24 protein-coding genes are annotated in these 26,731 nt (G+C 38.8%); 18 read left to right on the top strand and 6 right to left on the bottom strand.

All coding sequences use genetic code 11. The annotated features are described in order from the left end of the window. Positions 1 to 10: 10 nt before the first annotated feature. Genes FQT28_RS05640 through FQT28_RS05625 form a run of 4 tightly spaced genes read left to right on the top strand, consistent with a single transcriptional unit; the run spans position 11 to position 5,839 of the window. A complete protein-coding gene (locus FQT28_RS05640; RefSeq protein WP_143989659.1) occupies positions 11 to 3,361 on the top strand; it encodes a DEAD/DEAH box helicase family protein in 3,351 nt (1,116 codons plus the stop codon). Between the two features lie 17 nt (positions 3,362 to 3,378). After that, positions 3,379 to 4,152, top strand: a complete 774-nt coding sequence (locus tag FQT28_RS05635) for a nucleotidyltransferase domain-containing protein (protein WP_143989658.1) — start codon at positions 3,379 to 3,381, stop codon at positions 4,150 to 4,152. Positions 4,153 to 4,160: 8 nt separating this feature from the next. Then, complete coding sequence (locus tag FQT28_RS05630; RefSeq protein WP_143989657.1) at positions 4,161 to 5,210, top strand: hypothetical protein; 1,050 nt, start codon at positions 4,161 to 4,163, stop codon at positions 5,208 to 5,210. Between the two features lie 17 nt (positions 5,211 to 5,227). Then, positions 5,228 to 5,839 (top strand): tetratricopeptide repeat protein, encoded by a 612-nt coding sequence (locus FQT28_RS05625; protein ID WP_143989656.1) that lies wholly within the window; start codon positions 5,228 to 5,230, stop codon positions 5,837 to 5,839. 669 nt (positions 5,840 to 6,508) lie between these two features. On the opposite strand, the gene FQT28_RS05620 is transcribed toward FQT28_RS05625, so the two are convergent. The 3 genes from FQT28_RS05620 to FQT28_RS10145 are packed head-to-tail and all read right to left on the bottom strand — an operon-like array spanning position 6,509 to position 8,361. Next, positions 6,509 to 7,327, bottom strand: a complete 819-nt coding sequence (locus FQT28_RS05620; protein WP_143989655.1) for a TIGR03943 family putative permease subunit — start codon at positions 7,325 to 7,327, stop codon at positions 6,509 to 6,511. After that, positions 7,324 to 8,229, bottom strand: coding sequence for a permease (locus FQT28_RS05615; protein WP_125449213.1), 906 nt, complete (start codon positions 8,227 to 8,229; stop codon positions 7,324 to 7,326). Before FQT28_RS05615 ends, FQT28_RS05620 begins: the two co-directional genes overlap by 4 nt. Further along, positions 8,230 to 8,361: an SPJ_0845 family protein gene (locus FQT28_RS10145; RefSeq protein WP_061416935.1), complete on the bottom strand. Its 132-nt coding sequence runs from the start codon at positions 8,359 to 8,361 to the stop codon at positions 8,230 to 8,232. 130 nt (positions 8,362 to 8,491) lie between these two features. On the opposite strand from FQT28_RS10145, the gene FQT28_RS05605 reads away from it, so the two are divergent. The 3 genes from FQT28_RS05605 to FQT28_RS05595 are packed head-to-tail and all read left to right on the top strand — an operon-like array spanning position 8,492 to position 11,383. Further along, positions 8,492 to 10,621 carry a Tex family protein gene (locus tag FQT28_RS05605; protein WP_125449211.1) on the top strand — a complete coding sequence of 710 codons (2,130 nt, stop codon included), beginning with the start codon at positions 8,492 to 8,494 and terminating at the stop codon, positions 10,619 to 10,621. Then, positions 10,608 to 11,051, top strand: coding sequence for a SprT family protein (locus FQT28_RS05600; protein ID WP_143990065.1), 444 nt, complete (start codon positions 10,608 to 10,610; stop codon positions 11,049 to 11,051). Before FQT28_RS05605 ends, FQT28_RS05600 begins: the two co-directional genes overlap by 14 nt. A 59-nt stretch (positions 11,052 to 11,110) precedes the next feature. Beyond that, a complete protein-coding gene (locus FQT28_RS05595) occupies positions 11,111 to 11,383 on the top strand; it encodes a PspC domain-containing protein (RefSeq protein ID WP_125399390.1) in 273 nt (90 codons plus the stop codon). A gap of 104 nt (positions 11,384 to 11,487) precedes the next feature. Here the strand turns inward: FQT28_RS05595 and FQT28_RS05590 are convergent, their stop codons facing one another. Together FQT28_RS05590 and FQT28_RS05585 are read right to left on the bottom strand one after the other, a co-directional pair. Further along, positions 11,488 to 12,138, bottom strand: coding sequence for an ABC transporter ATP-binding protein (locus FQT28_RS05590; protein ID WP_125399391.1), 651 nt, complete (start codon positions 12,136 to 12,138; stop codon positions 11,488 to 11,490). A 1-nt stretch (position 12,139) separates the two neighbouring features. After that, complete coding sequence (locus FQT28_RS05585; RefSeq protein ID WP_143989654.1) at positions 12,140 to 14,134, bottom strand: bacteriocin-associated integral membrane family protein; 1,995 nt, start codon at positions 14,132 to 14,134, stop codon at positions 12,140 to 12,142. 445 nt (positions 14,135 to 14,579) lie between these two features. Here FQT28_RS05585 and FQT28_RS05580 point away from each other — a divergent pair, with 445 nt between their 5' ends. Continuing rightward, the gene (locus FQT28_RS05580; RefSeq protein ID WP_033629643.1) at positions 14,580 to 15,338 is read left to right on the top strand and encodes an ABC transporter ATP-binding protein; all 759 of its coding nucleotides are present in this window, start codon (positions 14,580 to 14,582) and stop codon (positions 15,336 to 15,338) included. A gap of 1 nt (position 15,339) precedes the next feature. Further along, positions 15,340 to 17,328: an FtsX-like permease family protein gene (locus FQT28_RS05575; RefSeq protein ID WP_143989653.1), complete on the top strand. Its 1,989-nt coding sequence runs from the start codon at positions 15,340 to 15,342 to the stop codon at positions 17,326 to 17,328. 40 nt (positions 17,329 to 17,368) lie between these two features. Here FQT28_RS05575 and FQT28_RS05570 read toward each other — a convergent pair whose 3' ends face one another. Further along, positions 17,369 to 18,064 (bottom strand): VIT1/CCC1 transporter family protein, encoded by a 696-nt coding sequence (locus FQT28_RS05570; RefSeq protein ID WP_125847623.1) that lies wholly within the window; start codon positions 18,062 to 18,064, stop codon positions 17,369 to 17,371. A gap of 234 nt (positions 18,065 to 18,298) precedes the next feature. On the opposite strand from FQT28_RS05570, the gene efeO reads away from it, so the two are divergent. The 9 genes from efeO to FQT28_RS05525 all read left to right on the top strand — a co-directional run bounded on the left by efeO (position 18,299) and on the right by FQT28_RS05525 (position 26,730). Continuing rightward, positions 18,299 to 19,171, top strand: a complete 873-nt coding sequence (gene efeO / locus FQT28_RS05565; RefSeq protein WP_143989652.1) for an iron uptake system protein EfeO — start codon at positions 18,299 to 18,301, stop codon at positions 19,169 to 19,171. A gap of 5 nt (positions 19,172 to 19,176) precedes the next feature. Further along, positions 19,177 to 20,391, top strand: a complete 1,215-nt coding sequence (gene efeB, locus FQT28_RS05560) for an iron uptake transporter deferrochelatase/peroxidase subunit (RefSeq protein ID WP_143989651.1) — start codon at positions 19,177 to 19,179, stop codon at positions 20,389 to 20,391. After that, on the top strand, positions 20,366 to 22,054 hold the full coding sequence (locus FQT28_RS05555) for an FTR1 family iron permease (protein WP_084948671.1): 1,689 nt from the start codon (positions 20,366 to 20,368) through the stop codon (positions 22,052 to 22,054). Before efeB ends, FQT28_RS05555 begins: the two co-directional genes overlap by 26 nt. Then, positions 22,055 to 22,786, top strand: coding sequence for a twin-arginine translocase subunit TatC (gene tatC, locus FQT28_RS05550; RefSeq protein ID WP_084948669.1), 732 nt, complete (start codon positions 22,055 to 22,057; stop codon positions 22,784 to 22,786). Further along, positions 22,770 to 22,940, top strand: coding sequence for a twin-arginine translocase TatA/TatE family subunit (locus FQT28_RS05545; protein WP_038806076.1), 171 nt, complete (start codon positions 22,770 to 22,772; stop codon positions 22,938 to 22,940). Before tatC ends, FQT28_RS05545 begins: the two co-directional genes overlap by 17 nt. A gap of 301 nt (positions 22,941 to 23,241) precedes the next feature. Then, a complete protein-coding gene (locus FQT28_RS05540; RefSeq protein ID WP_143989650.1) occupies positions 23,242 to 23,949 on the top strand; it encodes an IspD/TarI family cytidylyltransferase in 708 nt (235 codons plus the stop codon). Positions 23,950 to 23,953: 4 nt separating this feature from the next. Further along, positions 23,954 to 24,976: a ribitol-5-phosphate dehydrogenase gene (locus FQT28_RS05535; RefSeq protein ID WP_143989649.1), complete on the top strand. Its 1,023-nt coding sequence runs from the start codon at positions 23,954 to 23,956 to the stop codon at positions 24,974 to 24,976. A 16-nt stretch (positions 24,977 to 24,992) separates the two neighbouring features. After that, on the top strand, positions 24,993 to 25,862 hold the full coding sequence (locus FQT28_RS05530; protein WP_143989648.1) for a phosphotransferase family protein: 870 nt from the start codon (positions 24,993 to 24,995) through the stop codon (positions 25,860 to 25,862). Beyond that, positions 25,852 to 26,730: a DMT family transporter gene (locus FQT28_RS05525; protein WP_000791845.1), complete on the top strand. Its 879-nt coding sequence runs from the start codon at positions 25,852 to 25,854 to the stop codon at positions 26,728 to 26,730. The genes FQT28_RS05530 and FQT28_RS05525 overlap by 11 nt, the downstream gene beginning before the upstream one ends. Position 26,731 lies beyond the last annotated feature (1 nt).

Genomic DNA, 26,731 nt, shown 5'->3' with positions numbered 1-26,731 from the left:
TGAGAGAAAAATGGGAAATTTTGATTTTTTTTTAAATAACGAAGAGTATGAATCTTTTTCAAAGCCTTGTATAGAAGCTGAAAATATGATTGCGACATCTACTGTGGCTACTGCTTTTATGGCGCGTCGTGCTTTGGAGCAGGCTGTTCATTGGATATATAGTCACGATTCATATCTAGAAGCTCCCTATCGTGCTACCTTATCTTCTTTGGTATGGGATGATGATTTTAGAGAGATTGTGGATCCTGAGCTCCACAGGCAGATTGTTCTTTTAATTCGATGGGGAAATCACGCTGCACATGGTGGAGAAATTAAGGAACGAGAAGCGATTTTGGCTTTGCATCATTTGTATCAGTTTGTCAATTTTATTGATTATTGCTACAGTAACAAGTTTGTGGAGCGTTATTTCGATGAGAAGTTATTGCCACTTACAGCAAACATCAAGTTTCGAGAAACGCCGCAATCTATGGCGAAATTACAAAACAGTTTGCCAGATCTTCCTGATTTCGATGAACAGATGGCTAGTCAGTCCTTGGCTGCTCAAGAGACTTATACTGAAAAACGTGAAACAGCAGCTCTACGGCAAGATGTATCTTTCCATATCGATCAACTATCTGAAGCAGAGACAAGAAAACTCTTTATTGATATTGATCTCCGTTTAGCGGGTTGGACATTTGAAGAAAACTGTCGTGTTGAGGTAGACGTTCATGGTCTGAAGCATGGTACAGGAACTGGATACTGTGACTATGTTCTTTATGGCAAAAATGGTAAAATTTTAGCAATTGTTGAGGCCAAAAAGGCATCTGTAAATCCAGAAGCAGGGGAAGTACAGGTCAAAGAATACGCTGAAGCTCTTGAGAAACAAATTGGCTATCGGCCAATTTGCTTTATTACCAACGGTCTAAAGCACTACATACTTGATGGTGTTAATCGTCGTCAGATTGCAGGGTTCTACTCTCAAGAAGAGTTGCAACTGTTGATGGACAGACGTCACTTGCAAAAACCACTCGAGGATATTTCTAGCAAAATTAGGGACGACATTTCTGGACGTCATTATCAGAAACATGCGATTACAAGTGTCTGTGAAGCATTCTCCAATAATCGTAGACAGGCACTCTTGGTTATGGCAACTGGTTCTGGGAAAACCCGTACAGCGGTTTCTCTAGTTGATATCCTATCGCGTCATAACTGGGTTAAAAATGTTCTTTTTTTAGCTGATAGAACTTCCCTAGTTAAGCAAGCTTATGATTCGTTTAGGAAATTACTTCCAGATCTTTCAGTTTGCAATTTCTTAGAGGATAAAGATGGTGCTCGATCTAGTCGAATGGTTTTTTCAACTTATCCGACTATGATAGGAGCGATTAGTGATCAAGAAGAAGTAAATCAACGCCCCTTCACTGTTGGGCACTTTGATCTCATCATAATTGACGAATCTCACCGTTCCATTTATCAGAAATACAAATCAATTTTTGATTATTTTGATGCACGGATTGTAGGATTAACTGCCACTCCGCGTCAAGATTTAGATAAAAATACTTACGATTTCTTTAACTTGGAGAATGGTGTTCCAACATACGCATACGATCTGGAAGAGGCTGTCAAAGATGGCTATTTAGTCGCTTATCATTCGATTGAAACTAAGTTGAAACTACCTACGGATGGTCTACATTACGATGATTTATCTCAAGACGAAAAAGAATATTTTGATAGCCAATTTGAAGATGGTAGTTCTGAGAAAGATATTGATCCTGAGGATTTTAATACCTCTATTTTCAATAAAAAAACAGTCAAAATTGTTCTAGATGAACTAATGACAAGAGGGATTCAGACAGCTTCAGGTGACGAAATTGGTAAAACCATTATCTTTGCTAAAAACCATCGACACGCTGAATACATCAGAGATATTTTTAACGAACGCTATCCTGAAAAAGGAAGCGATTATGCTCAAGTAATTGATTATAGCATTAAGCATTATCAAACCTTAATTGATGATTTTAAAATTAAGGAGAAATACCCTCAAATCGCAATTTCTGTTGATATGTTGGATACAGGTATTGATGTACCAGAAGTTGTTAATTTAGTCTTTTTCAAGAAAGTGCGTTCTAAAACTAAGTTTTGGCAGATGATTGGTCGTGGAACCCGTCTTTGTAAAGATTTATTCGGACCTGAGCAGGATAAGGAAAATTTCTTGGTATTTGATTATGGTGATAATTTTGAATATTTCAAAGCTGATCCAAGAGAAGGAGATGGCCGTCACATTGTTTCTCTGACTCAACGTTTGTTTAACATCAAAGTGGACTTGATTCGTGAACTGCAGGAGCTTCGTTATCAAGATGATCAATTTGCTAGAGAATACCGTCAACAACTCGTCTCAGAACTTCATGAGCGTATGGTGAGCTTAAATGAGTTAGACTTTAGGGTTCGTATGGTCTTAGATACAGTTTATACTTATAGGAAGTTGGAAAATTGGCAAAATCTAACGACTGTCACAAGTGAAACAATCCAGAAAGATCTTTCTCCGCTTCTATTTGAAGAAAGTAAAGAGGACGAGATGGCGAGACGATTTGATTTATGGTTGTTTCAGATACAGTTAGGACAACTGTTGGCTAAGCCAGCAACTATCCATATATCTCAAGTTATGAAAACAGCTAAAGCTCTTGCCAGGGTTGGCAATATCCCACAAGTTTTTGCACAGGCTGAAATCATCAGGAAAGTACAGGAACCAGAATTTTGGGAAGAAGTTGATTTATCTGAGCTGGAAAAAATACGCCTTGCTCTTCGAGATTTACTACAGTTTCTGGATAAAACGGAACGCACTGTATATTATGTCAATTTTGATGATCACATTCTTTCCACTGTCCATGATACTAAGCCATATTTACAAGTCAATGACCTGCGATCTTATAATGAAAAAGTTGAACATTATTTGAAAACTCATCTAGATGATGAAGCAATTTCTAAGTTATACCATAATGAAAAATTGACCTCTCAAGATTTACTTGCACTTGAAACATTGCTTTGGGAAAAATTAGGTAGCAAGTCAGATTACCAACAACATTATGAAAATAAGGCAATTCCTAGATTGGTTCGTGAGATTATTGGTTTGGATAGAGAGTCTGCCAATCAAGTTTTTTCTAAATTTTTATCGGATGAGAGTCTCAATGCCAAGCAGATTTCCTTTGTGAAATTGATTGTAGATTACATTGTAGAAAATGGTTGTTTGGAGACTAAAGTTTTAACACAAGAGCCGTTTAAATCGTATGGTTCGGTTCAACTACTCTTTCAACACCAACTCCCTATACTTCGTAATATTGTCCAAACAATTGAACTCATCAATGATCGAGCTGGAGAAGCAGCGTAAATAATAAGAGGTTATAAATGCAAACGCAAGAAGAAATGAATATTCTGGTACCTGAAAAATTAGCAGAAATTGAGCGTGATTATGGTGTCAGAGTTTTATGGGCTATTGAGTCTGGTAGTCGTGCATGGGGCTTTGAGTCTCCTGACAGTGACTTTGATGTACGGTTTATTTACAAACACAAGCGAGATTTTTATCTCCGTTTGAATGAACAGCGTGATGTTATTGAGCTACCGATTGACGATACTTGGGATGTGAGCGGCTGGGATTTAGACAAAACTTTAAAACTCCTTTATAAGTCAAATCCAACATTGTTTGAATGGTTACAGTCTCCAATTGTTTATCAACAAACGGATTTTATCGAGCGCATACGTCCTCTTGTCAACCAGTATTTTTCTGAGAAAAAAATGCTCTACCATTACTTGAACACTGCTAGAACTCAAATGAATAAGTATCTTTCAGGAGACAAGGTCAAACCTAAAAAGTATTTCTATGCGCTGCGTCCTATTTTGGCTTGTCGTTGGATCGAAAAATATCATTCTATTCCGCCGATTTTATTTGATGATTTGGTCAAAGAATTGCTGCCGTCCCAAATGCAGGAGCATGTGTCAAGATTGCTTGACATTAAGATAAATGGACCTGAAGACCTGGAAATTGAGCCTATAAAGCCAATTCAAGATTATATTTTAGATAATATCCAAGAACTCGATGCCTACATCCAAAACGTTACTGAGGAGAAAAAAGAGTGGGAACCCCTAAATCAATTTTTCCTTGAAGAATTAAGGCATGATTGAGGTTGTTTATGGGTAAATGGACATGTAAATGTGGTCAAGAAATGAACGACCATAGATCGCCCGATCCAAATGCTTATTCAGTTTATTCGGATGAGTTGTTTGAAGAAATCATGAATAAAGCTGACGACCATAATAAAATTTCTTATGATGAGATTTCTGAAGCATCCTTTTATATGTGGAAGTGCCCTGAATGTGGCAGTTTTATGGTTTTTGGCGAAGACGGGGATAGGGAACGCTTTACTTTTTATGAGCGCCAAGAAGCAGAAAAGGTTGAGCCTCTCTTTGATCCGAATCAAGAGCTAAATCTCGTTGTTGTTGAGTTTCAGGAGGGAGGGAATGGCTATACTTATATTTGTGATGACCCAAATATCCATATTGGACATGCTGTAGTTGTCCCAGTGGGGAAGGAAAATACTGAAAAAACTGCTCTAGTTGTACAGAAGTATCATGCCCTACCAAAGGATATCACTTTTCCTGTTGAAAAGTTAAAACGAGTCATCCGTAGGTATTCACATTTCGACCCACACACTTCAAAAATCGTTTGTAGAAATTTAATTAAGCTTGGAAGAATTCTTGATGCTTGTTCTAAAAACGCTAAACCTGCTAATCAGCAATATTATAGTATCAAAACTCCCTTAGGCTATTTCTGGTTAGAATTAAATGGAGTTCCGATTCCGATGAAAATTACACAGATTCAAGTCAGAGATAAAAAGTACCAAGTAGAAGGTGCCTTTTATATTAAGCCTTCAGAGATTAATTGTAGAAAATTCTATGAACTGGAATTATGTGCAGATTTTGATATTGACGCCTCGAGATGGATCGATGTTCTTTCTGATGAAAATGTTTGGGGCAATAGCTGGGAACTAAATGGTCTTCAATTTGGGATTACTGCAGGGGAGTCTCCAGAATTTGAAGACGAAGTTGTAGCAAGAAAGTATAGTCGTATCCCACTTTATTATGACTGGCACCCTGAATTTGAAGATTATTATGGCTTCAGTTTAGCTTGGAAAAAATACAAGTCTGATAGCGATTTGTCAATAGATTTCTATACAACGTAAGATGCAGGAGAATAAGCATGAATCAAGCATGGGAATTATTGTTTGAGGGCAAGATTGAAGAGGCTAAAAAATTAGTTGAAGCTGATTTTTCTTTGGAAACTTGCACTAATTTTAGTTTATTAAATTTGATGGGCTATATCTATCTTGAAGAGCAAAATTATAACGAGTGCTTAAGTATCTACCAGCGTTATATTGACTTAGCCCGAACTAAAAGTGACCAAGAAAATGAACATATAGGCTATCATCAGTTAGCGATGGTTTACCGTGAAATGGGGCATTTTCAAAAAGCTCTACTCTATATCGATCAGGAAATGCAAATTATAAAAAAATATTTTCCCAATGATGCTTTGAAATTTTCTGTTAACAACTATGAACAAGGCTACCTTCGTTTAAAGTTGGGAAATCTAGAAGAGGCAGAAAGCTATATGCAAAAATCCCTAGATTTTGCTTTGACAACTGAGGACTTCATTGCCCAAGCCTGTTCCTATAGAGGGATGGGAGAGATTTATCTGAAGCAAGATTCAGTCAAATCACGAAATTATTTTTATCAATCTATTCAACTCTTTGAAAAAGCTGAGGATAAAATTGGAGCAGATGAGGTAAGAGCTTTGTTACAAAATGAGAAGTAGTCCAACTGAGCTGAAGAAAAACAGTAAAAAGCGAAGATTCATGGCGCAGAAAAGAGGCTAGTTCATAATTTCAACAACTGGAAGCTATGAAGTTTGACTGAAAAAATCCAGTTATGGGACTTAGTGCATTTATACTATGTCTTCATTTTACAGAAACCGAAAGTAAATAACTATTTTTAAGATAAAATTTTGTCTTTTATCATATTTTTTTGAAAAAAGCTAGTAATTTGACTGAAAAAATTTGCAATTCTCCACAAGAAAATATATAATATAGTTGAGATGGAAAAACGTTTTTCAAAAGGAGGTGCACATTATGTTCTTAGGATTCTACTTCCGTTTTTGGTTCAGCATTTGGTGGCGTTAATAGAGGTTAGTGGTTGTTAAATTAAACTCAAATAGCTTTATGCCAGTAAGAAACTGAATATTCAGTTTAATATGAGTTTTATTTTTTCTAGTAAATTAACGTTTTCTATCATAACTCTATTGCAGTTAAGCTATGATGTGTGATAATTGTCAACCCTATCTTGTTAACATTTTTATAGTCCTGAGAAATCTGATTTCTTAGGACTTTTTTTATTGCTTAAAAGGTTGTGTGTTGATTTTGTGGAACTAGGGAACAAAAAAAGACAAGCTACTTTTAAAAGTAATTTGTCTGTTGCTAGGCTATTTTTATTGAAACATGCGATAAACGTAGGGATTTTCTGGTTTGTCTACTTTGGTGAAACTCTCAACTTCCAGTGTTGGGAGTTTTTGTTTGAGTTCTTTATGGTAGTGGAGGGTCAGGGTTCCTCTAGCGGTAATCCAAGTATTGTCAGGATATTGACGTGAGTTTCCCTTGGTCAAGAGTCCATATACTCCAGAGTCTGCGATACAGTGGATAATCCCAAAGCGAAAGAGGAACTGGCTATCTGGATGGCTAGGATCGTTATAAACAAAGCCTGTAAACTTGATTTTCTTTCCTTCAAACTCTTGTGGATAGTTATATAGAACTTCCATGACCTCCATATAGTTTTCATCAGTGACTTGAATGGTTGGCTGGGAGAGGTATTTGTCAGCTGTAACCCTCATTTCCTTTTCATAAGCAGATTTGGAAAAATAGGTACTGGTATCGGGTTTGAGGTATTGACTGGATGTTCCTTCGCTTGCCTGAATAGCAGTATCGATTCCCTCAGCAAGTGGGAAATGATAACCTTTGGCAGATACGGTTCTCGAGTCCAAGCTTACTGTCGGAAAGGCAACTCCAATCAACAGAGGTAGTGACAGTAAAACGAAGCTGATTCGTCTAGCTCGACGACTTTCCAAATGGCTGTGAGAGTTAATTTTCTTGATCCAGATGTAGAATTGGACCAGAGCCAACAGAAGAGAAAGGACCATAGAGATATAGACTAGATAGGAATAGTGGAGGTTGATGTAGTGGCTGAGCTTGCCAGATAGCTGCAGATACAGGGTCAGAGCAAAATAACCTAGTAGAATGAAAAATCGGATCATAGCATCACCCCCATCATGTAAGAATAAAGTAAGACAAGCACTGTCACAATGCCCATGAATTGCCAGATGAAGCGCGCTTTGAGATAGTGTTTCATCATGAGGAGATTTTTGATATCAAGCATGGGACCAATGACCAGAAAAGCAAGGACTGGTGCTAGGCCGAAGCTCGAGAGGAGAGAAGCTCCGATAAAGGCGTCCGCCTCGCTACAAAGAGAGAGGATAAAGGCTAGAAACATGAGCAAGAGAATCGCAAGGACTGGACTAGCACTGATAGAGGTCAGGATCCGAGTCGGGACATAGACCTGTACGATGGCCGCAAAGAGACAGCCAAAGACTAAGTAACGCCCCATATCGAAAAACTCATCAATAGCCTGTATAAAGACCTGAAAGACCTTTCTAGCAGGAGTCAAGTGTGAAAAGTCATGTTCATGACAAGTGATAGGATTCTCTTTTTGAATGGGTTTCTTCCAGAAAAATCCTAGGAAAATCCCCAGAACCAAAGCAATCACAATAGCTCCCAAAGCTCGCAAGAAGGCAAGTTTTATTGAATTGCCAAAGGCAGAATATGTAGCGAAAAGAACGATGGGATTGATAATGGGCGCAGTCACCAGAAAAGGAACGGCCGTGTAGCTGGGTACTTTCTTTTCCAGAAAACGATTGATGATGGGAACGATTCCACACTCACAAGAAGGAAAGAGAAAACCAATGAAGGTACCAAAAAAAATCCTCCCCCACCGATTGCGAGGGAGAAACTCATAAACTTTATCAGGTGTGATATAGACTTCAATCCAGCCTGAAATGAGACTCCCAATCAGGACAAAGGGAAGGGCTTCAATCATGATAGAGAGAAAAATAGCCCCTGCTTGTAAGATACTAGGAGGAAGAGATTGGAAAACAGTCATCTATTTTTTATTCTCAACTTTTTCTTTTTTGTCTTTGTCATCTGGGAAAGTGACTTGTGTTAAGTCAGGAAGTTTTGCGAATTCTTCAAACATCTTGTCCAAGTCATCCGTTTTTGTAAATTTAACAGCCATGGGCCTACCTCTTTTCTACATTCTACCTCTATTATACTATTATTTTGTGGAAAAGGGATTATTTTGATAATCAAAGATGCAAAAACAGGTAAGGCAAAACAAGAGCTGTTCCTTATGGTATAATAGGTTTATGGATAAAAAATATGAAAAAATCTCCCAAGATTTGGGTGTAACCTTAAAGCAAATCGATACCGTTCTAAGTTTAACGGTAGAAGGGGCGACAATTCCCTTCATCGCGCGTTACCGGAAGGACATGACTGGTAGTCTGGATGAAGTGGCGATTAAGGCTATTATCGACTTGGATAAAAGTCTGACAAATCTCAATGATCGCAAGGAAGCTGTCTTGGCTAAGATTCAAGAACAAGGCAAACTGACCAAGGAATTGGAAGAAGCTATTTTGGCAGCTGAAAAATTAGCAGACGTTGAAGAACTCTATCTTCCTTATAAGGAAAAGCGTCGGACCAAGGCAACTATTGCCCGTGAAGCAGGACTCTTTCCTCTTGCTCGCTTGATCTTGCAGAATGTAGATGCCTTAGAGAAAGAAGCTGAGAAATTTGTCTGTGAAGGATTTGCGACTGGTCAAGAAGCCTTGGCAGGTGCGGTTGATATTTTGGTCGAAGCCCTATCCGAAGATGTCAACTTGCGCTCTCTGACCTATCAGGAAGTGCTGAGACACTCTAAACTCACTTCGCAAGTCAAGGATGAAAGTCTTGATGAAAAACAAGTTTTTCAGATTTATTATGATTTTTCAGAAACAGTTGGCAACATGCAGGGCTATCGAACCTTAGCCCTCAACCGTGGAGAAAAATTAGGCATCTTGAAAGTTGGCTTTGAACATGCGACGGATCGTATCCTAGCTTTCTTTGCTACTCGTTTCAAGGTAAAAAATGCCTATATTGATGAAGTTGTTCAACAGTCAGTTAAGAAAAAGGTCTTGCCTGCTATCGAGCGCCGCATTCGGACAGAATTAACCGAGAAGGCAGAAGAAGGGGCTATTCAACTCTTTTCGGATAATCTGCGCAATCTCCTTTTGGTTGCTCCGCTAAAAGGGCGCGTGGTTTTAGGCTTTGACCCTGCATTTCGTACAGGTGCCAAGCTGGCAGTCGTTGATGCGACGGGGAAAATGCTGACGACTCAAGTCATTTATCCTATCAAACCAGCATCAGCTCGTCAAATCGAAGAAGCAAAGCGAGACTTAGCCGATTTGATTGGTCAGTATGGCGTAGAGATTATTGCCATCGGAAATGGTACTGCAAGCCGTGAGAGTGAAGCCTTTGTGGCAGAAGTTCTGAAAGATTTTCCTGAAGTCAGCTATGTTATCGTCAATGAGAGTGGTGCTTCTGTCTACTCTGCTAGCGACCTTGCTCGTCAGGAGTTTCCAGACTTGACCGTTGAAAAACGCTCTGCTATCTCTATCGCCCGTCGTTTGCAAGATCCCCTTGCTGAATTGGTCAAAATTGATCCCAAGTCAATCGGTGTAGGGCAATACCAGCACGATGTCAGTCAGAAGAAACTGTCTGAGAGTTTGGACTTTGTCGTTGATACCGTGGTTAACCAAGTCGGTGTCAATATCAACACAGCCAGCTCAGCTCTTCTTTCCCACGTAGCTGGACTCAATAAAACTATCTCTGAAAATATTGTCAAATACCGTGAGGAAGAAGGAAGAATCACTTCACGCGCTCAAATTAAGAAGGTTCCTCGCCTCGGTGCCAAAGCCTTTGAGCAAGCTGCAGGTTTCCTCCGTATCCCGGAAAGTAGCAATATCCTTGATAATACAGGAGTTCACCCAGAAAACTACGCTGCCGTTAAGGAGCTCTTCAAACGATTGGCTATCAAGGACTTGAATGAAGAAGCACAAAATAAACTTAAGTCCCTTTCAGTCAAGGAAATGGCGCAAGAACTAGAACTTGGCCCAGAAACCCTTAAAGATATTATTGCAGACCTTCTCAAACCAGGTCGAGATTTCCGTGATTCCTTTGATGCTCCAGTTCTCCGTCAAGATGTTCTGGATATCAAAGACTTAAAAGTAGGCCAGAAGCTAGAAGGTGTGGTGCGTAATGTCGTTGACTTCGGTGCCTTCGTTGATATCGGGATTCACGAAGACGGCCTCATTCATATTTCTCATATGAGTCGCAAATTTATCAAACATCCTAGCCAAGTGGTGTCTGTTGGAGATTTGGTAACGGTTTGGGTTAAGAAAATCGATACTGAACGTGAAAAAGTCAATCTGTCGCTCCTCGCTCCAGATGAATCTAACTGAGTACGTTCAGTCTGTTTCCCTCGAAGACTTTGGTAGACCTTTTACACACCAAGCCCAGTGGAATTCTCGTCTGCGAACGACAGGTGGGCGATTTTTCCCTAAGGATGGGCATTTGGATTTTAATCCCAAGGTGTATAATGAACTTGGTTTGGAAGTTTTTCGCAAAATCGTGCGCCATGAACTCTGTCACTATCACCTTTATTTTCAGAAAAAGGGTTATCGACATAAGGACCGAGATTTTAAAGAACTTTTGAAAGAAGTGGATGGACTACGCTTTGTACCACCTTTGAAAAGTCAGGATAGTTACCTAGTCTATCAGTGCCAATCTTGCCAGCAAACCTATCAACGCAAGAGAAAGATTGACACGAAACGCTACCGCTGTGGCGTCTGTCGAGGCAAACTCGTTGTCTTAAATCGGCCTAAGGACTGATGTTCTTGGTCCCGTTTTATGCTATACTACTTGTAAGAATACCGAAAGAGGAAACAATCATGAATACAAAATTTTATAAAATGAGACGAAATCGTATGGTGTCAGGAGTTTTAGCTGGTCTATCAGACAAGTGGAAACTTGATGTAACCCTAGTCCGCTTTCTCTTTGCCATTTTTACCATATCAAATTTTGGAATTGGTGTGATTATTTACATCATCCTTGCCTCTATCCTGCCAACTAAGGAAGAGATTGATGCAGAAATGTATGGAACAGGACCACGCAAACGCAAGGAAGCCGAGGCCATTGAAGATAATGATGGCTGGTTTTGGTGAGATTTAACAGGGAAAATTTATTATTTGCACTATGTTACTTAAAAGAAGTAGCATAAATGACTGAAAATCCCTTGTGGTTATTTAGCCACAAGGGATTTTGATATTTAAGTATATTCTTTTCCATCTTGAGAGAGATGAATTACCTGATCAGCCATTTTCCAAATACTAGGATTGTGAGTTGCGATGATAATTGTTCTATTAGCATTACGAAGTTCAAGGAGAATTTCCATAATTTCCTTGGAATTTTTTGGATCTAGCGAGGCGGTAGGCTCATCGGCTAAAATTAAAGGAGGATCTTTCAGGATAATCTTAGCAAGCGCTACGCGTTGAGCTTCACCACCAGATAATTCATAGATTTTTTGGTTGAGACTTAGATAATCCAGTCTGACAGCTTGCAGTGCTTGAAGAAGAAGTCTCTCTTTCTCTTGTTTTTTGTTTTTCTTTTTACCAATCAGTCCTAGCTCAAGGTTTTCTCGGATGGTCTGACTTTCTAATAGTCCGAAGTTCTGGAAGAGATAACCTAGTTCGTTACGATAGAATTCCTCATTTTTTAGTGAAGTCAAAGACTTTCCTTTGTAAACGATTTCTCCTTTGTCGAAAGTCTCTAGTTTTGCAAGCATATTGAGCAAAGTGGTTTTTCCACAACCACTGTCTCCTATCAAAGCATACACCATACCACTTTGAAAATTCAGATTCAAGTCTGAAAAAATAATACGAGAACCAAATTGTTTCCAAATATGTTGTAATTCAATCATACTATCCTCCTTTGATAATGCTAGCATAAGTTTTAGTTTCCCTTTTATCACAAATTTTTAATAGAAGAATAGCTAAACTTGAAAAGCTGAGAAATAGGATCAGGGTAATCCAGATATTCTTAGAAATAATGAAAGCTAGACCACTTCCGAGAAAGAGAGCTATTATTTGAGAAGTGATATATCTACGGTGTAATTCAAAGAAATAATAGCCTGCGATTTTTTTCAAGAATATGGTTTTGCGAAAGGCTTCAAAATAGAGCAGATTTAAACTTGTAAACAGCAAAATTGAAGTCAAAATAGCAAACATAGAACTCGCTAAGTTACTAAAAATTTCGATTTTAATTTTTTGATTTAACTGGAGATAGGTTTCCCTAGCAGACGATAGCCCTGAGACCATTTGATCAAGTTGATAGTGTTTCAAAAGTTCTTGTGTCTGGTGGAGGTCTGTAAAATAGAGATATTCTAGATTTGTAAACCAGAAGATGGAGGAAGCCTTACCAAGTGCTTTAGGAGAAAGCACAAGAAAGATGGGATTTGATAACCATTGATCATAAGCGATATGGGTGGTATTATAGAGAAATACATCATTATTTTGATTGGTATAAGCTATACTAACTTCGACTCTATGCTTTGTATCACTACTGTATAATTGATTAGTTAAATCTTCTTGTATGTTTTGTTTTATTTGTTCCTCATTTTTCTTTTGTTCTTGAGGTAGTATTACAAGAACCTGTCCATCTTTTAGATTATTGATTTTTTTAAAGGTTTCTGATGTTAACTCTATACCTTCTTTTTTGAAGTAGTCAGGTGTTACATAGAGAATATTTTTTCCTTCCACACCATAAGGGTTATTTTCAGTTTCATTATGATTTGAGGTAGCTTGCTTAAGAGCTTGCTCAACTAGATTATGTTTAATAAGGAAGGCATTTCCATTTTCTAAAGAATATTGAATAAAGTCAAACCATTTATCAGCATTTGTCTGCAGTTCATCTAAATTTTTCATCTGACTGGAACGCCCTGTTTTAAGAGTAACAACATTGGAGCGTTGTTCCCAAGTAGCTTGTCCAGCCTCATTTTTCTCAAGTATATGATAGTAAGTAGACATACGTCCAAATCCTACAATAACCAGTAGAATGGCAAGTACCTGACCAAAGTAGAGAATGCGTAGAATTGACTTGATTGGTAATTTTCCTTTGATGATAGAGAGGAGATGGACTTTTTTTAAAGAAATGGTAAAAAGAAAGGCAATTAGAAGACTAAGTAAGAGAAGTAGGCTATTGTAAAGAATAAAAAGTATTCCTAAAAAAGTTTGAACCTCATAAGGATATCCTAGGGAAATGAGCAAGACACTTGCTATCAGCAAAGCAGGTAGACCAAAAAGAAGGATATCAAGTCCGTCTCTTGCGAGAGAACGAAAGAAGAGATGGCTCAGTCGTTCTCCAGAAATCAACCTAATCCCTGACTGAGAGAGAGATTGAATCTGACCAATAACAATCAAAGCTAAGAAAGTCAGCAAAAAGATTAACATACTGGTAAGCTGATTAGGTTGGGTAAAGAGGGCAAGTACAAAGGATACTCTGTCATTTTCAAATGCATTCGCTTTTTCTAGTCCAAGTTCTTTCAGATGAGTAGCCAATTCTTGACTAGTTAGGGATCCGCTGATAATATTGTAGTTGTTGAGAAGATCGCTCTTGTGAATGCTTTCTTGACTTGCTGGAGGCATCCAGTCTGGGAGTTGCCCATCTCCAAAAGCTTCGTAGAGAGTTCTTGATTTTCCATCACTATCCACTTCCCAAATGGTTCTTGCGATAAGACTATTATGTTCTTTAGCAAGGCTGTCTAATTCTTGTTTGAGGGTAGTATAATCGACTTGACCACTGTGTACAGCCACACCTGGAAATAGGCGTTGAGGAAGAGCTTCTTTCCAAAAGGACAGAGTGGCAATGAGGAAGAAAGTTAAAAGAAGATTGCTGATGAAGAGAAAAACACGTTTCATAGGAACCTCTTTCTAAAAAAGAGGGAGCTGAACCTCCCTCCTTATAGCAGTGATACGAATGATAGTTTAGCACCTTTAAAAATAATTAGCAGAAAGCCAATTCTTTTACAAGATGTCAAAGAAAGCCTTTTCATAACTTAATTTTACTATTTTTTTAAGAATAAAACAAGTAATGACAGGATTTCTTATAGTAGCCATTTTCAAAAAAATTCCTCAATCTTACAAAAATGTAAGATTAAAGTCTCTTTTGTAAGGTTAGGTTATGGCAGGCCGCCTTTTTTTGCGATAAACTAGACTCATAAAGAACAAAGGAGCAAAACCATGAAAAGAATTTTACAAAAGAAAAGAAGAAAACCAAGTCAAAAAGATATAGAGCGTGTTCAACTGGGATGCGCTATGATGCAAGCACAGTTTCAAATGATGGGATATTAAAAAGGAGAAAAACATGACACTTTTAGATGTAAAACACGTTCAAAAAATCTACAAAACACGTTTCCAAGGCAACCAAGTAGAGGCGCTTAAGGATATTCATTTTACCGTAGAGAAGGGTGATTACGTTGCCATCATGGGTGAGTCTGGTTCAGGAAAGTCAACCTTGCTCAACATTCTAGCTATGCTGGATAAACCAACTCGCGGGCAGGTTTACCTAAACGGAATAGACACAGCAACTATTAAGAATTCACAGGCTTCGAGTTTCCGTCGTGAGAAGTTGGGATTTGTCTTTCAAGACTTTAACTTGCTAGATACCCTGTCTGTTAAGGACAATATTTTGCTTCCGCTAGTGCTATCACGAAAACCTATCACAGAGATGATGAAGAAATTGGTAGTAACCGCTGAAAATTTGGGCATCAACCAATTGCAAGAGAAGTATCCTTATGAAATCTCGGGTGGTCAAAAACAGAGAGTTGCAGTAGCACGCGCTATTATCACCGAACCTGAAATTCTCCTTGCGGATGAGCCAACAGGAGCCCTTGATTCCAAGTCATCTGCAGCCTTACTCGATGTATTTGATGAAATCAATGAACGCGGTCAAACTATTCTCATGGTAACCCACTCAACGGCAGCAGCCAGCAGAGCCAAGCGCGTTCTCTTTATCAAAGACGGCATTCTTTACAACCAAATCTACCGTGGAGACAAGACAGAGCGTCAGATGTTCCAAGAAATCTCTGATACTTTGACTGTTATGGCAAGCGAGGTGAATTAGTATGTTCCGATTAACCAATAAGTTAGCGGTATCTAACTTGATTAAAAACCGCAAACTCTACTATCCCTTTGCTTTAGCTGTTCTCTTAGCTGTGACCATCACCTATCTCTTTTACTCACTGTCACTTAACCCTAACATTGGCAAGATCCGAGGGGGAGAAACTATCTCTATGACCCTCGCTCTCGGTATGGTGGTTGTTACTATCGCTTCTGGAATTATTGTCCTTTATGCTAATAGTTTTGTCATGAAGAACCGCTCCAAGGAGCTGGGTGTATATGGTATGCTGGGTCTCGAAAAGCGCCATTTAATCAGTATGGTTTTTAAGGAGCTTCTTATTTTTGGTTCCTTAACCTTGACAGCTGGTCTCGGCCTAGGAGCTCTCTTTGATAAGCTAATCTTTGCCCTTCTTCTGAAGTTGATGAAGATGAAAGTGGAGCTCGTTTCGACTTTCCAACCAATTGTCTTTATCCTAGTTCTCATCGTCTTTGGAGCTATCTTCCTAGGTCTAATTTTTATCAATGCCTTTCGTATCGCACGCATGAATGCCCTTCAGCTCTCTCGTGAGAAGGCCAGTGGTGAGAAAAAAGGACGTTTCTTAGGTCTTCAAACTATACTAGGTTTGATTAGTCTAGCAACGGGTTACTACCTAGCAGTTACAGTTGAAAACCCACTTTCTGCTGTTCTGATTTTCTTCGTAGCAGTCTTGTTGGTAATTTTGGGAACTTATCTTCTCTTCAATGCAGGGATTACAGTCTTCTTACAAATCTTAAAGAAAAACAAGCGTTATTATTACCAACCCAACAACATGATTTCCGTATCCAATCTCATTTTCCGTATGAAGAAAAATGCGGTTGGTCTGGCGACGATTGCTATTCTCTCAACTATGGTCTTGGTGACTATGTCTGCTACAACGAGCGTCTTCAAGGCTTCAGAAACTTTCAAGAAAGTCATGAATCCGCATGATTTTGGGATTACAGGGCAGAATGTTGAAAAAGAAGACATCGAAAAACTCTTGAGCCAGTATGCTAGCGATAAGGGATTGACTGTCACAAAGAAAGAAGTCCTTACATACAGTAACTTTGGTGTAGCAAATCAAGAAGGTACGAAATTGACAATTTTTGAGAAAGGTCAAAATCGTGTTCAACCGAAAACTATTTTTATGGTCTTTGACCAAAAAGATTACGAGAATATGACGGGGCAAAAACTTGCACTTTCAGGTAAGGAAGTTGGATTGTTTACTAAAAACAAAGAACTTCAAGGACAAAAAGAACTGACTCTGAATGACCAGACCTACACAATCAAAGAAGAAATCAAAAAAGATTTTATTCTTGAACATGTCCCAAATCAGTACAATATTCTAACTTCGGACTATAACTATCTGGTTGTTCCTGACTTGAAAGCCTTTCTTGACCAGCATCCTAATTCTTCCATCTTTAATCAATACTATGGTGGTATGAATGTAACGGCTAGCGAGGACGAACAGCTTAAAATTGCAGATGACTATTCAAAATTTGTCAACAACTTTAATAGAGAATTAAACAAAGAAGGAAGCTATGTTTACGGAAGTAATCTGGCTGATAGCAGTGCGCAGATGAGTGCTCTCTTTGGTGGAGTGTTCTTTATCGGTATTTTCCTCTCTATCATCTTTATGGTGGGAACTGTTCTCGTTATCTACTACAAACAAATCTCTGAAGGCTATGAAGACCGTGAACGTTTTATCATTTTGCAAAAGGTCGGACTCGATCAAAAGCAAATCAAGCAAACCATCAACAAACAGGTCCTAACTGTTTTCTTCCTTCCATTGCTATTTGCCTTCCTACACCTTGCCTTTGCCTATCATATGCTTAGCCTCATCCTAAAAGTCATTGGTGTGCTTGATGCAACCATGATGTTGACCGTTACACTTTCCATTTGTGCCATCTTCCTCATTGTCTACGTTTTAATCTTTATGATTACCTCTAGAAGTTATCGCAAGATTGTGCAAATGTAAAAAAAGATACCTCGATATTTGTCGAGGTATTTCTTTTATCTTAGATACTAAAGAGTTGTCCCAAGAGGAAGGTTACACCCATGGTGAGAAGTCCGATACAGAGGTTACGGATCATAGCAGTTTTCGTAGGAGCCTTGCCTAGTTTAGCACTGGTATAGCCTGTGATGAGAAGAGAAAGGGCTACGATAAAGACAGTAGCAGGGATCCGATAGTCACTTGGAAAGACGGTAATCGAAAGCATAGGAGGAAGACTTCCTAATATAAAGGCGATAAAGCTAGAAATAGCAGCATGCCAAGGATTGGTAAATTCTTCGTACTCGATACCGTATTTTTCCTCGACAAGGGCTTTGAGTGGATTTTTTAAAAAGGCCTTGTTAGTCAGGAGTTGGGCGGACGTTTCACACTCACCATTTTGCAGGTAAGCAGCATAGAGGGATTGTTTTGCAGATTCGATGTCCTTATCCAAGAGCAACTGTTCTCTGGCAACAGCAGCTTCTTCCGTGTCTTTTTGAGTGGATACAGAGACATATTCGCCACCTGCCATAGAAAAAGCACCAGCGAGAATAGCGGCCAATCCTGATAAAAAGATAATCCAGATATTGCTTGTCGCACTGGCAACACCGATAACGACTCCAGCGATGGAAATAATCCCATCATTGGCACCGAGAACACCTGCACGCAGGATATTGAGTCGTCCTGCAAAGTTTGCATCAATTTCATGTTTTATTTCTGTCATAGTCATCTCCTTTCTCTCCATTATAGAAAAAAGAGTAGGGGAATACAAACTTTTTAAACTATCTGAAAAAAGTTCTACGATTCTAATTTTTAAGCCCTTTCTAATTTTGCCGAAAAATGCTACTTCAAATTCTCAAATATTAAATTTTCTGACAATTTGTTGAAAAACTAAGGAAAGGATGTTATAATGGAACGTAAAATAAATTCAGGCTTCCTGAACCAATAGGAGTAACTAATGAAAAAACTAGGTTTTGTCCTTTTATCTTCAGCCTTGCTATTGACAGCATGTGCAGTCCGTTTTGAAAAATCAACCGAGACAAATGATTCCTCTAAGGTGACAGCTTTATCAGATGACAAACAAAAATTGCTGGATAAGGCAACCGCAGATTATAAGACTTTTGTACAAGAGCAAATTGATAAACTTTTGACCGATACTGAGGGCTTTGTCCAGCTTTTAAAAGACGGAAAATTGGAGGAAGCCAAGAAAGCTTATCCACTTGTTCGTATGTCTTATGAGCGTTCAGAACCAATCGCTGAGAGTTTTGGTGAATCTGATGTTAAGATTGACTTTCGTCTAGCAGACTATGTGGATGAAAATAAGACCGAGGAAGGTTGGTCAGGTTTCCACCGTATCGAACGAATCCTCTGGGAAGAAAACACAACTAAGGGAACCGAAAGTTATGGTGATCAGCTTGTCAATGATATCAAAGAGTTGAAGGCTAAGGTAGCGACTGTTGAAGTAGATCACAAGATTATGTTGACTGGAGCAGTTGACTTGCTCAATGAAGTGGCGACAAGCAAGATTACGGGTGAAGAGGAAATTTATTCTCATACAGATTTGTACGATTTCCGTGCTAATATCGAGGGTGCTGAGAAAATTTTCCAACTATTTAAACCTCTCCTTGAAAAATCAGATGCTGACCTAGTCAAAGAATTGGAAGCAGATTTTAAATCTGTCAACAGTTTGCTAGACAAACATATGACAGACAAGGAACACTACAAACTCTATACTGATTTGACAAAAGAAGACACCAAGGAATTGGCTGAAGCCGTGACAAAACTTGGTGAACCTCTATCACAAATGGGCAAATTTCTTGATGGAGAATAAGAAGTATGACTGATAAAGACGAAAATTTTTTTGAGAAAAAAATGGACCGTCGAGAATTTCTAAAAAAAGCAGGGATTGGAGGGGCTGGTTTAGCGCTAGGGCTCTCTGGTGCTTCTGCTTTTTTCGCACCTAAGCTAGGAAATCAAGAAAACATCTCGTACGGTAATGAAAAGATTGCTTTTTATGGCAAACACCAAGCGGGTATTACAACCCCTATGCAGAAGAATATTTATTTTGTTGTCCTAGATTTGCATACGACAGATAAAGATAAGATTATTCAGCTATTTAAGGATTGGACAGATTATAGTAGCAAGTTGGTAGAAGGAGAATTAGTCAAAAAAGATGGTCAGAATGCTCTCTTACCACCTAGTGACACTGGAGAAACCGTGGGGCTAAATCCTCATCGTTTAACGTTGACTTTTGGTGTGTCTGCAAGTTTCCTGAAAAAAATGAATTTAGAACAAAAACGTCCTCAACTTTTTAAGGATTTACCACCCTTCCCAAAAGAGCAACTGCGTGAAAAATATACTGGGGGAGATATTGTTATCCAAGCCTGTGCAGATGACGAGCAAGTTGCTTTTCATGCTATTCGCAACCTTATCCGTAAAGGGAGAAATGCGGTGACTCTCCGTTGGAGTCAGTCAGGTTTTGCAGCCATTGGAGATCGTCTGGAGACACCCCGCAACCTTTTTGGTTTCAAGGATGGAACAGCCAATGTGACCAAAGAGAAGGATTTTGACCGTGTTGTCTGGGCCGACAGCAAGGACTGGATGCAAAATGGATCCTATATGGCCGTTCGCCGCATCCAGATGTTTCTCGATACTTGGGATCGAACCAATCTTGAAGAGCAAGAAAATACCTTTGGTCGCTACAAGGAAAGTGGCGCTCCCTTTGGTAAGAAGAATGAGTTTGATGAAGTGGATTTGAGTCTTTTACCAGATGATTCGCATGTTCGATTAGCCAAAGAGGTAGATAAGCCACTCTTACGACGATCCTATTCATATTCAGATGGCATTGATGAAAAAACTGGACAATTTGACACAGGCTTGCTCTTTATTTCTTTCCAAAAGGATCCAGATCATTTTGTCAAGGTTCAAACTAACCTTGGAGCTACAGACAAGATGAATGAGTATGTAACCCACATCGGTAGCGGTCTCTTTGCCTGCTTTGGTGGAGTAGAGAAAGGAGGCTATATTGGTCAAAAATTATTGGAAGATTAACATTTGTTTCTTAGCCTTGTCTTTTCTCTTGTTAGCTGTTTTTCCCGTTAGCGCACAGGAAAGCCTGAGTTCATATTTTGTAAAGATAACGGATGCCTCTAAGGCTGTAAAAAATGATAATCAGGCAGAAGCCAAAGCTCTTGTTAGAGAAATGGCGACGGATTTTGAAAAAGTAGAACATTCTGATTCGGAAGCTGGTAAGGTCGTCAAGGAAAAGCTTGCTCTGACAGGAGATATAAGTGAGGAAAATCTGACACAGATTTCATCTGCTCTTCTTGCATTTGAGAAAGAGCAAAATCCAGTAGATCTTGATGCTGAAAAAGAAAAGCTTGTTAGTCGACTAAGACCGCGTTTTGAGGTTCTGGATAAGGCAATTACTTCAAAAGATATAGAGCAAATCCGAGAAGCTTATAAAAAGATGAATTCAACCTGGACGATCAATGAGAGTGTTGTCCGTGACAACAGTACAGCTCATTATGGTCAAGTAGAAACAGCTATTTCTTTCTTACGGAGTAGCATAGAAACTGAGCCTACTGATTTTAACTCCATCCAGACTTCCTTTGAGGACTTAAAAAAGGCTATTGATGATTTTGTAACTGGAAAAGAAGTCGCAGAAGCATCTTCTGATTTAAGTCTCAAAGACGGTATTGCCCTTTTGAAGAAGGCTTTGGAACAATTCCAAGCTGGTGACCAAGCATCAGGAGCAGCTAGTATGAAGGAATTCATCACTATCTGGCCAACGATTGAGGGTTCTGTTAGCACGACCAATCCTTCCCTCTATACACGAGTTGAAAGTGAAAGCCCTGTAATCATGGTCAAGGGAAGTGAGAAGGAATATCAAGAAAAATTAGAAAAACTGATTGCAGATTTATCTCAAATTGACACTAGTGCTACCTACAATGCTTTTGATGCCATGCTTATTCTCCTACGGGAAGGAGTAGAGGCTCTTTTAATCGTCATGGCCTTGGTCACGACACTAAAAGCAGCCAAGATGCGCAAAGGACTCAAGTGGGTATATGGTGGGGCCCTAACAGGTATCGCTGCGAGTCTAGTGATTGCATTTATATTACAAATTGCCTTTCCTGCTGTGACATCAGGTGCCAATCGCGAAATTATCGAAGGTGCTGTTGGTATTTTCGCAGTAGTGATGATGATTGTTATCGGTATTTGGCTTCATAGTAAATCCTCGGTCAAAAAATGGAATGACTTTATGGATTCACAGATAAAAACTGTGACCAAGACAGGTTCATTCATTTCTATGTTTGCTCTTAGTTTTCTAGCTGTTTTCCGTGAAGGGGCAGAGACCATTCTATTTTACGTAGGGATGTTACCGAGAATATCTAGTTTTGACTTTATTCTAGGTATTTCTCTAGCTTTGTTCGTCTTGCTAGTTATCGCATTTCTGATGAACAAGGCGAGTCAATTTTTCCTACCTCATAAGGTCTTCTTTATCCTGACATGGATGATTTATGCTCTGGCTTTCAAGATGCTTGGAGTTAGTGTGCATGCTCTGCAGCTGACAAATATGGCACCAAATCACCTGCTATCAAGTTTCCCAACTATCGACCTATTGGGCATCTATCCAAGTTGGGAAGGTTTAGGAAGTCAGCTAGTCTTCTTGATAATTGTTTTGGCTGTCACATTGAGACAGGGTGAAAAGTAGATGGATACAAAAGAATTGACAATCGTTGAACATCTGGTAGAATTTAGAAAGAGGTTCATTGCTGTTATAGTCTGTTTTTCTATAGTTTTCTGCGGAGCTTTATTGTTTGCTGATCAGCTTTATTGCTACCTGACTCAGTCCTTTAATCAAAAGTTGATTGTATTAGGTCCAAATGACATTCTGTGGATTTATTTGCGCTTAGCGAGCCTAATGTCCTTTACCATTACGCTACCTTTTACAGTTTATCAGATTTGGAGTTTTATCAAACCGGGGTTGAAAATAGAAGAAGCAAGAGCCATTTTTGCCTATATTCCAGCTAGTTTTATTTGCTTTTTACTTGGACTAGCCTTTGGATTCTACTTTGTAACGCCTGCCTTACTTCAAGTGCTTTTAGGACTTGGGGAAGGATTATTTGAAACTCAATTAACAGCGCAGAACTACTTAGACTTTGTTTTTCAAACAACTATCCCTTTGGCGTTCATCTTTGAATTGCCAGTCATCATCGCTTTTTTAACGACGATTGGCTTGATTGGACCAGGGCTCTTAGTTACCTATAGACGTTATGCCTACTTTATTTTATTGGTACTCGCTGTTATTTTGACACCAGCTGATTTTATTAGCGATCTAGCCATGACAATTCCTTTAATCTTGCTCTATGAGCTTAGTATTGCAATTAGCAAGAGGATAATAAAGAAAAAAATGAAAGGAGAAAAGAATGGGAATCTTACGTGATATCGGTGCTCCAGGATTGATTATCATTGTTTTAGGGGCACTCTTAATCTTTGGACCAAAACGGTTACCAGAACTTGGTGAATCAATCGGTAAAATGCTGTCTGAATTTAAAAAGGCAGTTAAAGGAATTGGTGACCAAGATCAGGAAAAGTAATCTATTCCATAATCATAAATAAAAACAAGAAAGTTAGGAACTGTAGCTGTCTAGGCCTAGGTGAGCAGTTTCCTAGCTTTTTATTGTATTCTTAAAAGTGATTTTAAGTTTTCTTTAAGGTTTGTATTATACTCTAAAGAACTCTATATTAACCGAATGTTAAGTAAAAAATATAGAGGGAAATCTAATTTTATTTCTCAAATTTAAATAGATAGTTTTCTGTCTTTTCTTCATGATGGAGACAGATTGTGATATAATAGATGGTAATGAGTTTTTTAGAATAAACTAAAGGAGAATATAAATGATCTATGCAGGAATCCTAGCCGGAGGAACTGGCACACGCATGGGAATCAGCAATTTACCAAAACAATTCTTGGAGTTGGGTGATCGTCCTATTTTGATCCACACAATCGAAAAATTTGTCTTGGAACCAAGTATTGAAAAAATTGTAGTTGGAGTTCATGGAGATTGGGTATCACACGCTGAGGACTTGGTTGACAAGTATCTTTCTCTCCACAAGGACCGTATCATCATTACCAAGGGTGGTGCTGATCGTAATAGCAGTATCGAGAAGATTATTGAAGCCATTGATGCCTACCGTCCAATTACTCCTGAAGATATCGTTATTACGCATGACTCTGTTCGTCCGTTTATCACACTTCGCATGATTCAGGACAATATCAAACTCGCTCAATATCATGATGCAGTTGACACAGTAGTAGAAGCGGTTGATACCATTGTTGAAAGTACCAATGGTCAGTTTATCACGGATATTCCAAATCGTGCTCACCTCTATCAGGGTCAAACACCTCAAACCTTCCGATGCAAGGATTTTATGGATTTGTATGGTTCCCTATCTGATCAAGAAAAGGAAATCCTGACGGATGCATGTAAGATTTTTGTTATCAAAGGGAAAGACGTTGCCCTAGCTAAAGGTGAATATTCAAACCTTAAAATCACAACTGTAACAGACTTGAAAATCGCGAAAAGCATGATTGAGAAAGACTAAGGCTATGATTAATCAAATTTATCAACTGACCAAACCAAAGTTTATCAATGTAAAATACCAAGAAGAGGACATTGATCAGGAGAATCATATCCTTATTCGTCCAAATTATATGGCGGTTTGTCATGCAGATCAACGTTACTATCAAGGGAAACGCGATCCAAAGATATTGGCTAAAAAGCTTCCTATGGCCATGATTCACGAGTCTTGTGGAACTGTTATTTCCGATCCAACTGGGACTTATGAAGTCGGTCAAAAGGTAGTTATGATTCCAAATCAACCGCCTATGCAGAGTGACAAAGAGTTCTACGAAAACTACATGACTGGAACCTACTTCCTATCTAGTGGTTATGATGGCTTTATGAGAGAATTTGTCTCTCTTCCCAAAGATCGTGTTGTGTCTTATAATTACATTGAGGACACAGTCGCTGCCATTACTGAGTTTGTAAGTGTTGGTATGCATGCCATGGATCGTTTCTTAAATCTTGCTCATAGCAAGCGAGAGCGCATTGCAGTTATCGGAGACGGTAGCTTGGCCTTTGTGGTTGCCAATATTATCAATTACACCTTGCCAGAAGCAGAGATTATCGTGATTGGCCGTCATTGGGAAAAATTGGAGCTTTTCTCTTTTGCAAAAGAGTGCTACATCACGGATAATATTCCCAAGGATCTGACCTTTGATCATGGATTTGAATGTTGTGGTGGCGATGGAACAGGACCAGCTATCAATGACTTGATCCGTTATATTCGCCCACAGGGAACGATTCTCATGATGGGAGTCAGCGAATACAAGGTCAATATCAATACGCGAGACTCTTTGGAAAAAGGCTTGCTCTTGGTTGGTTCATCTCGCTCAGGACGCATTGATTTTGAGAAGGCCATTCAAATGATGGAAGTTAAAAAGTTTGCGAATCGTTTGAAAAATATTCTTTATATCGAAGAACCAGTGAGAGAAATCAAGGACATTCACCGTGTCTTTGCTACAGACCTTAATACTGCTTTCAAAACAGTATTTAAGTGGGAAGTGTAGAAGATGGAGGTTAATTGTGGAAAAACTCATCAAAGAAAAAATTTCTTCTTTACTATCTGAAGAAGGGGAAGTACTCAGTGTTGAACAGCTGGGAGGCATGACCAACCAAAACTATTTGGTAAAAACAACCTCTAAACCCTATATTGTTAAGTTCTTCGGAAAAGGAACTGAAAAGCTCATCAATCGTCAAGATGAAAAATATAATCTTGAATTGTTGAAAGATTTGAATCTAGATGTCAAAAATTATCTCTTTGATATAGAGTCAGGGATTAAGGTCAATGAGTACATCGAATCAGCAGTAACTCTTGATTCAACATCAATCAAGACCAAGTTTGAAAAGATTGCACCAATTTTACAAACCATTCATGCTTCAGGAAAAGAGCTAAGAGGAGAGTTTGCTCCTTTTGAGGAAATCAAAAAATATGAATCCTTGATTGAGGGAGCTATCCCTTACGCCAACTATGAAGCTGTAAGAAAAGAAGTATTCTCACTAGAGAAAAGGTTGGCTGATTTGGGTGTTGATAGAAAGTCTTGTCATATCGACTTGGTACCAGAAAACTTTATCGAGTCACCCCAAGGACGCATGTATTTGATCGACTGGGAATACTCTTCTATGAATGACCCGATGTGGGATTTGGCAGCTCTCTTTTTGGAGTCTGAATTTACAAATCAGGAAGAAAAAGATTTTCTAACCTACTATGAGAGTGACAAAACTCCAGTATCTCGTGAAAAGATTCGAATCTATAAAATCTTACAAGATACCATCTGGAGTTTGTGGACAGTGTACAAAGAAGCTCAAGGAGCTGATTTTGGAGATTACGGTATCAACCGTTACCAAAGAGCTGTTGACGGTTTGACCTATTATGGAGGTTTGAATGAAGAATAAAAATGGTGTCTCTTTCGGTCTGCTCTCAGGGATCTTCTGGGGGCTAGGTCTGACAATTAGTTCTTATATCTTTTCGATTTTTACAAATCTTTCTCCCTTTGTGGTGGCGGCTGCTCATGATTTCTTGAGTATCTTTATCTTGTTAGCTTTTCTTTTGGTAAAAGAAGGAAAAGTTCGACTCTCGATTTTTCTAAATATCCGAAATGTCAGTGTTATTATCGGAGCCTTGCTAGCTGGACCAATAGGAATGCAGGCCAATCTTTATGCGGTTAAGTATATCGGAAGTTCCCTGGCCTCTTCAGTATCAGCTATCTATCCAGCAGTTTCTGTTTTACTAGCATTTTTCATTTTGAAACACAAGGTATCTAAGAATACTGTGTTTGGTATTTTGTTGATTATCGCTGGTATTATTGCCCAGACATACAAAGTTGAGCAGGTTAATTCTTTTTATATCGGAATTCTTTGTGCATTAGTTTGTGCCATCGCCTGGGGAAGTGAAAGTGTTCTTAGTTCCTACGCCATGGAAAGTGACTTGAGTGAAATCGAAGCACTATTAATCCGCCAAGTAACCTCATTCTTGTCATACCTTGTCATTGTCCTCTTTTCTCATCATTCATTTGCAGAAGTAGCAGATGGACAATTGCTGGGTTTGATGTTAGTCTTTGCAGCATGTAATATGATTTCTTACTTAGCTTACTATATTGCTATCAATCGTCTGCAGCCAGCAAAAGCAACTGGATTGAACGTAAGCTATGTCGTATGGACAGTATTGTTCTCAGCAATGCTTTTAGGTACACCACTCGATATGGTGACCATTATTACATCGCTTGTTGTTATGGCTGGTGTTTATATTATTATTAAAGAATAAA

The sequence above is a fragment of the Streptococcus oralis genome (assembly GCF_901543815.1).
GTDB classification, from domain to species: Bacteria; Bacillota; Bacilli; order Lactobacillales; family Streptococcaceae; genus Streptococcus; species Streptococcus oralis_CM.
Note: the sequence above shows the minus strand (reverse complement) of the source record. Positions and strands in the feature narration are given on the sequence as shown.

Coding starts and splice junctions, on each gene's coding strand:
- FQT28_RS05640 (WP_143989659.1), top strand. CDS start 11: ATGGGAAATTTTGATTTTTTTTTAAATAACGAAGAGTATGAATCTTTT.
- FQT28_RS05635 (WP_143989658.1), top strand. CDS start 3,379: ATGCAAACGCAAGAAGAAATGAATATTCTGGTACCTGAAAAATTAGCA.
- FQT28_RS05630 (WP_143989657.1), top strand. CDS start 4,161: ATGGGTAAATGGACATGTAAATGTGGTCAAGAAATGAACGACCATAGA.
- FQT28_RS05625 (WP_143989656.1), top strand. CDS start 5,228: ATGAATCAAGCATGGGAATTATTGTTTGAGGGCAAGATTGAAGAGGCT.
- FQT28_RS05620 (WP_143989655.1), bottom strand. CDS start 7,327: ATGATCCGATTTTTCATTCTACTAGGTTATTTTGCTCTGACCCTGTAT.
- FQT28_RS05615 (WP_125449213.1), bottom strand. CDS start 8,229: ATGACTGTTTTCCAATCTCTTCCTCCTAGTATCTTACAAGCAGGGGCT.
- FQT28_RS10145 (WP_061416935.1), bottom strand. CDS start 8,361: ATGGCTGTTAAATTTACAAAAACGGATGACTTGGACAAGATGTTTGAA.
- FQT28_RS05605 (WP_125449211.1), top strand. CDS start 8,492: ATGGATAAAAAATATGAAAAAATCTCCCAAGATTTGGGTGTAACCTTA.
- FQT28_RS05600 (WP_143990065.1), top strand. CDS start 10,608: ATGAATCTAACTGAGTACGTTCAGTCTGTTTCCCTCGAAGACTTTGGT.
- FQT28_RS05595 (WP_125399390.1), top strand. CDS start 11,111: ATGAATACAAAATTTTATAAAATGAGACGAAATCGTATGGTGTCAGGA.
- FQT28_RS05590 (WP_125399391.1), bottom strand. CDS start 12,138: ATGATTGAATTACAACATATTTGGAAACAATTTGGTTCTCGTATTATT.
- FQT28_RS05585 (WP_143989654.1), bottom strand. CDS start 14,134: ATGAAACGTGTTTTTCTCTTCATCAGCAATCTTCTTTTAACTTTCTTC.
- FQT28_RS05580 (WP_033629643.1), top strand. CDS start 14,580: ATGACACTTTTAGATGTAAAACACGTTCAAAAAATCTACAAAACACGT.
- FQT28_RS05575 (WP_143989653.1), top strand. CDS start 15,340: ATGTTCCGATTAACCAATAAGTTAGCGGTATCTAACTTGATTAAAAAC.
- FQT28_RS05570 (WP_125847623.1), bottom strand. CDS start 18,064: ATGACAGAAATAAAACATGAAATTGATGCAAACTTTGCAGGACGACTC.
- efeO (WP_143989652.1), top strand. CDS start 18,299: ATGAAAAAACTAGGTTTTGTCCTTTTATCTTCAGCCTTGCTATTGACA.
- efeB (WP_143989651.1), top strand. CDS start 19,177: ATGACTGATAAAGACGAAAATTTTTTTGAGAAAAAAATGGACCGTCGA.
- tatC (WP_084948669.1), top strand. CDS start 22,055: ATGGATACAAAAGAATTGACAATCGTTGAACATCTGGTAGAATTTAGA.
- FQT28_RS05545 (WP_038806076.1), top strand. CDS start 22,770: ATGGGAATCTTACGTGATATCGGTGCTCCAGGATTGATTATCATTGTT.
- FQT28_RS05540 (WP_143989650.1), top strand. CDS start 23,242: ATGATCTATGCAGGAATCCTAGCCGGAGGAACTGGCACACGCATGGGA.
- FQT28_RS05535 (WP_143989649.1), top strand. CDS start 23,954: ATGATTAATCAAATTTATCAACTGACCAAACCAAAGTTTATCAATGTA.
- FQT28_RS05525 (WP_000791845.1), top strand. CDS start 25,852: ATGAAGAATAAAAATGGTGTCTCTTTCGGTCTGCTCTCAGGGATCTTC.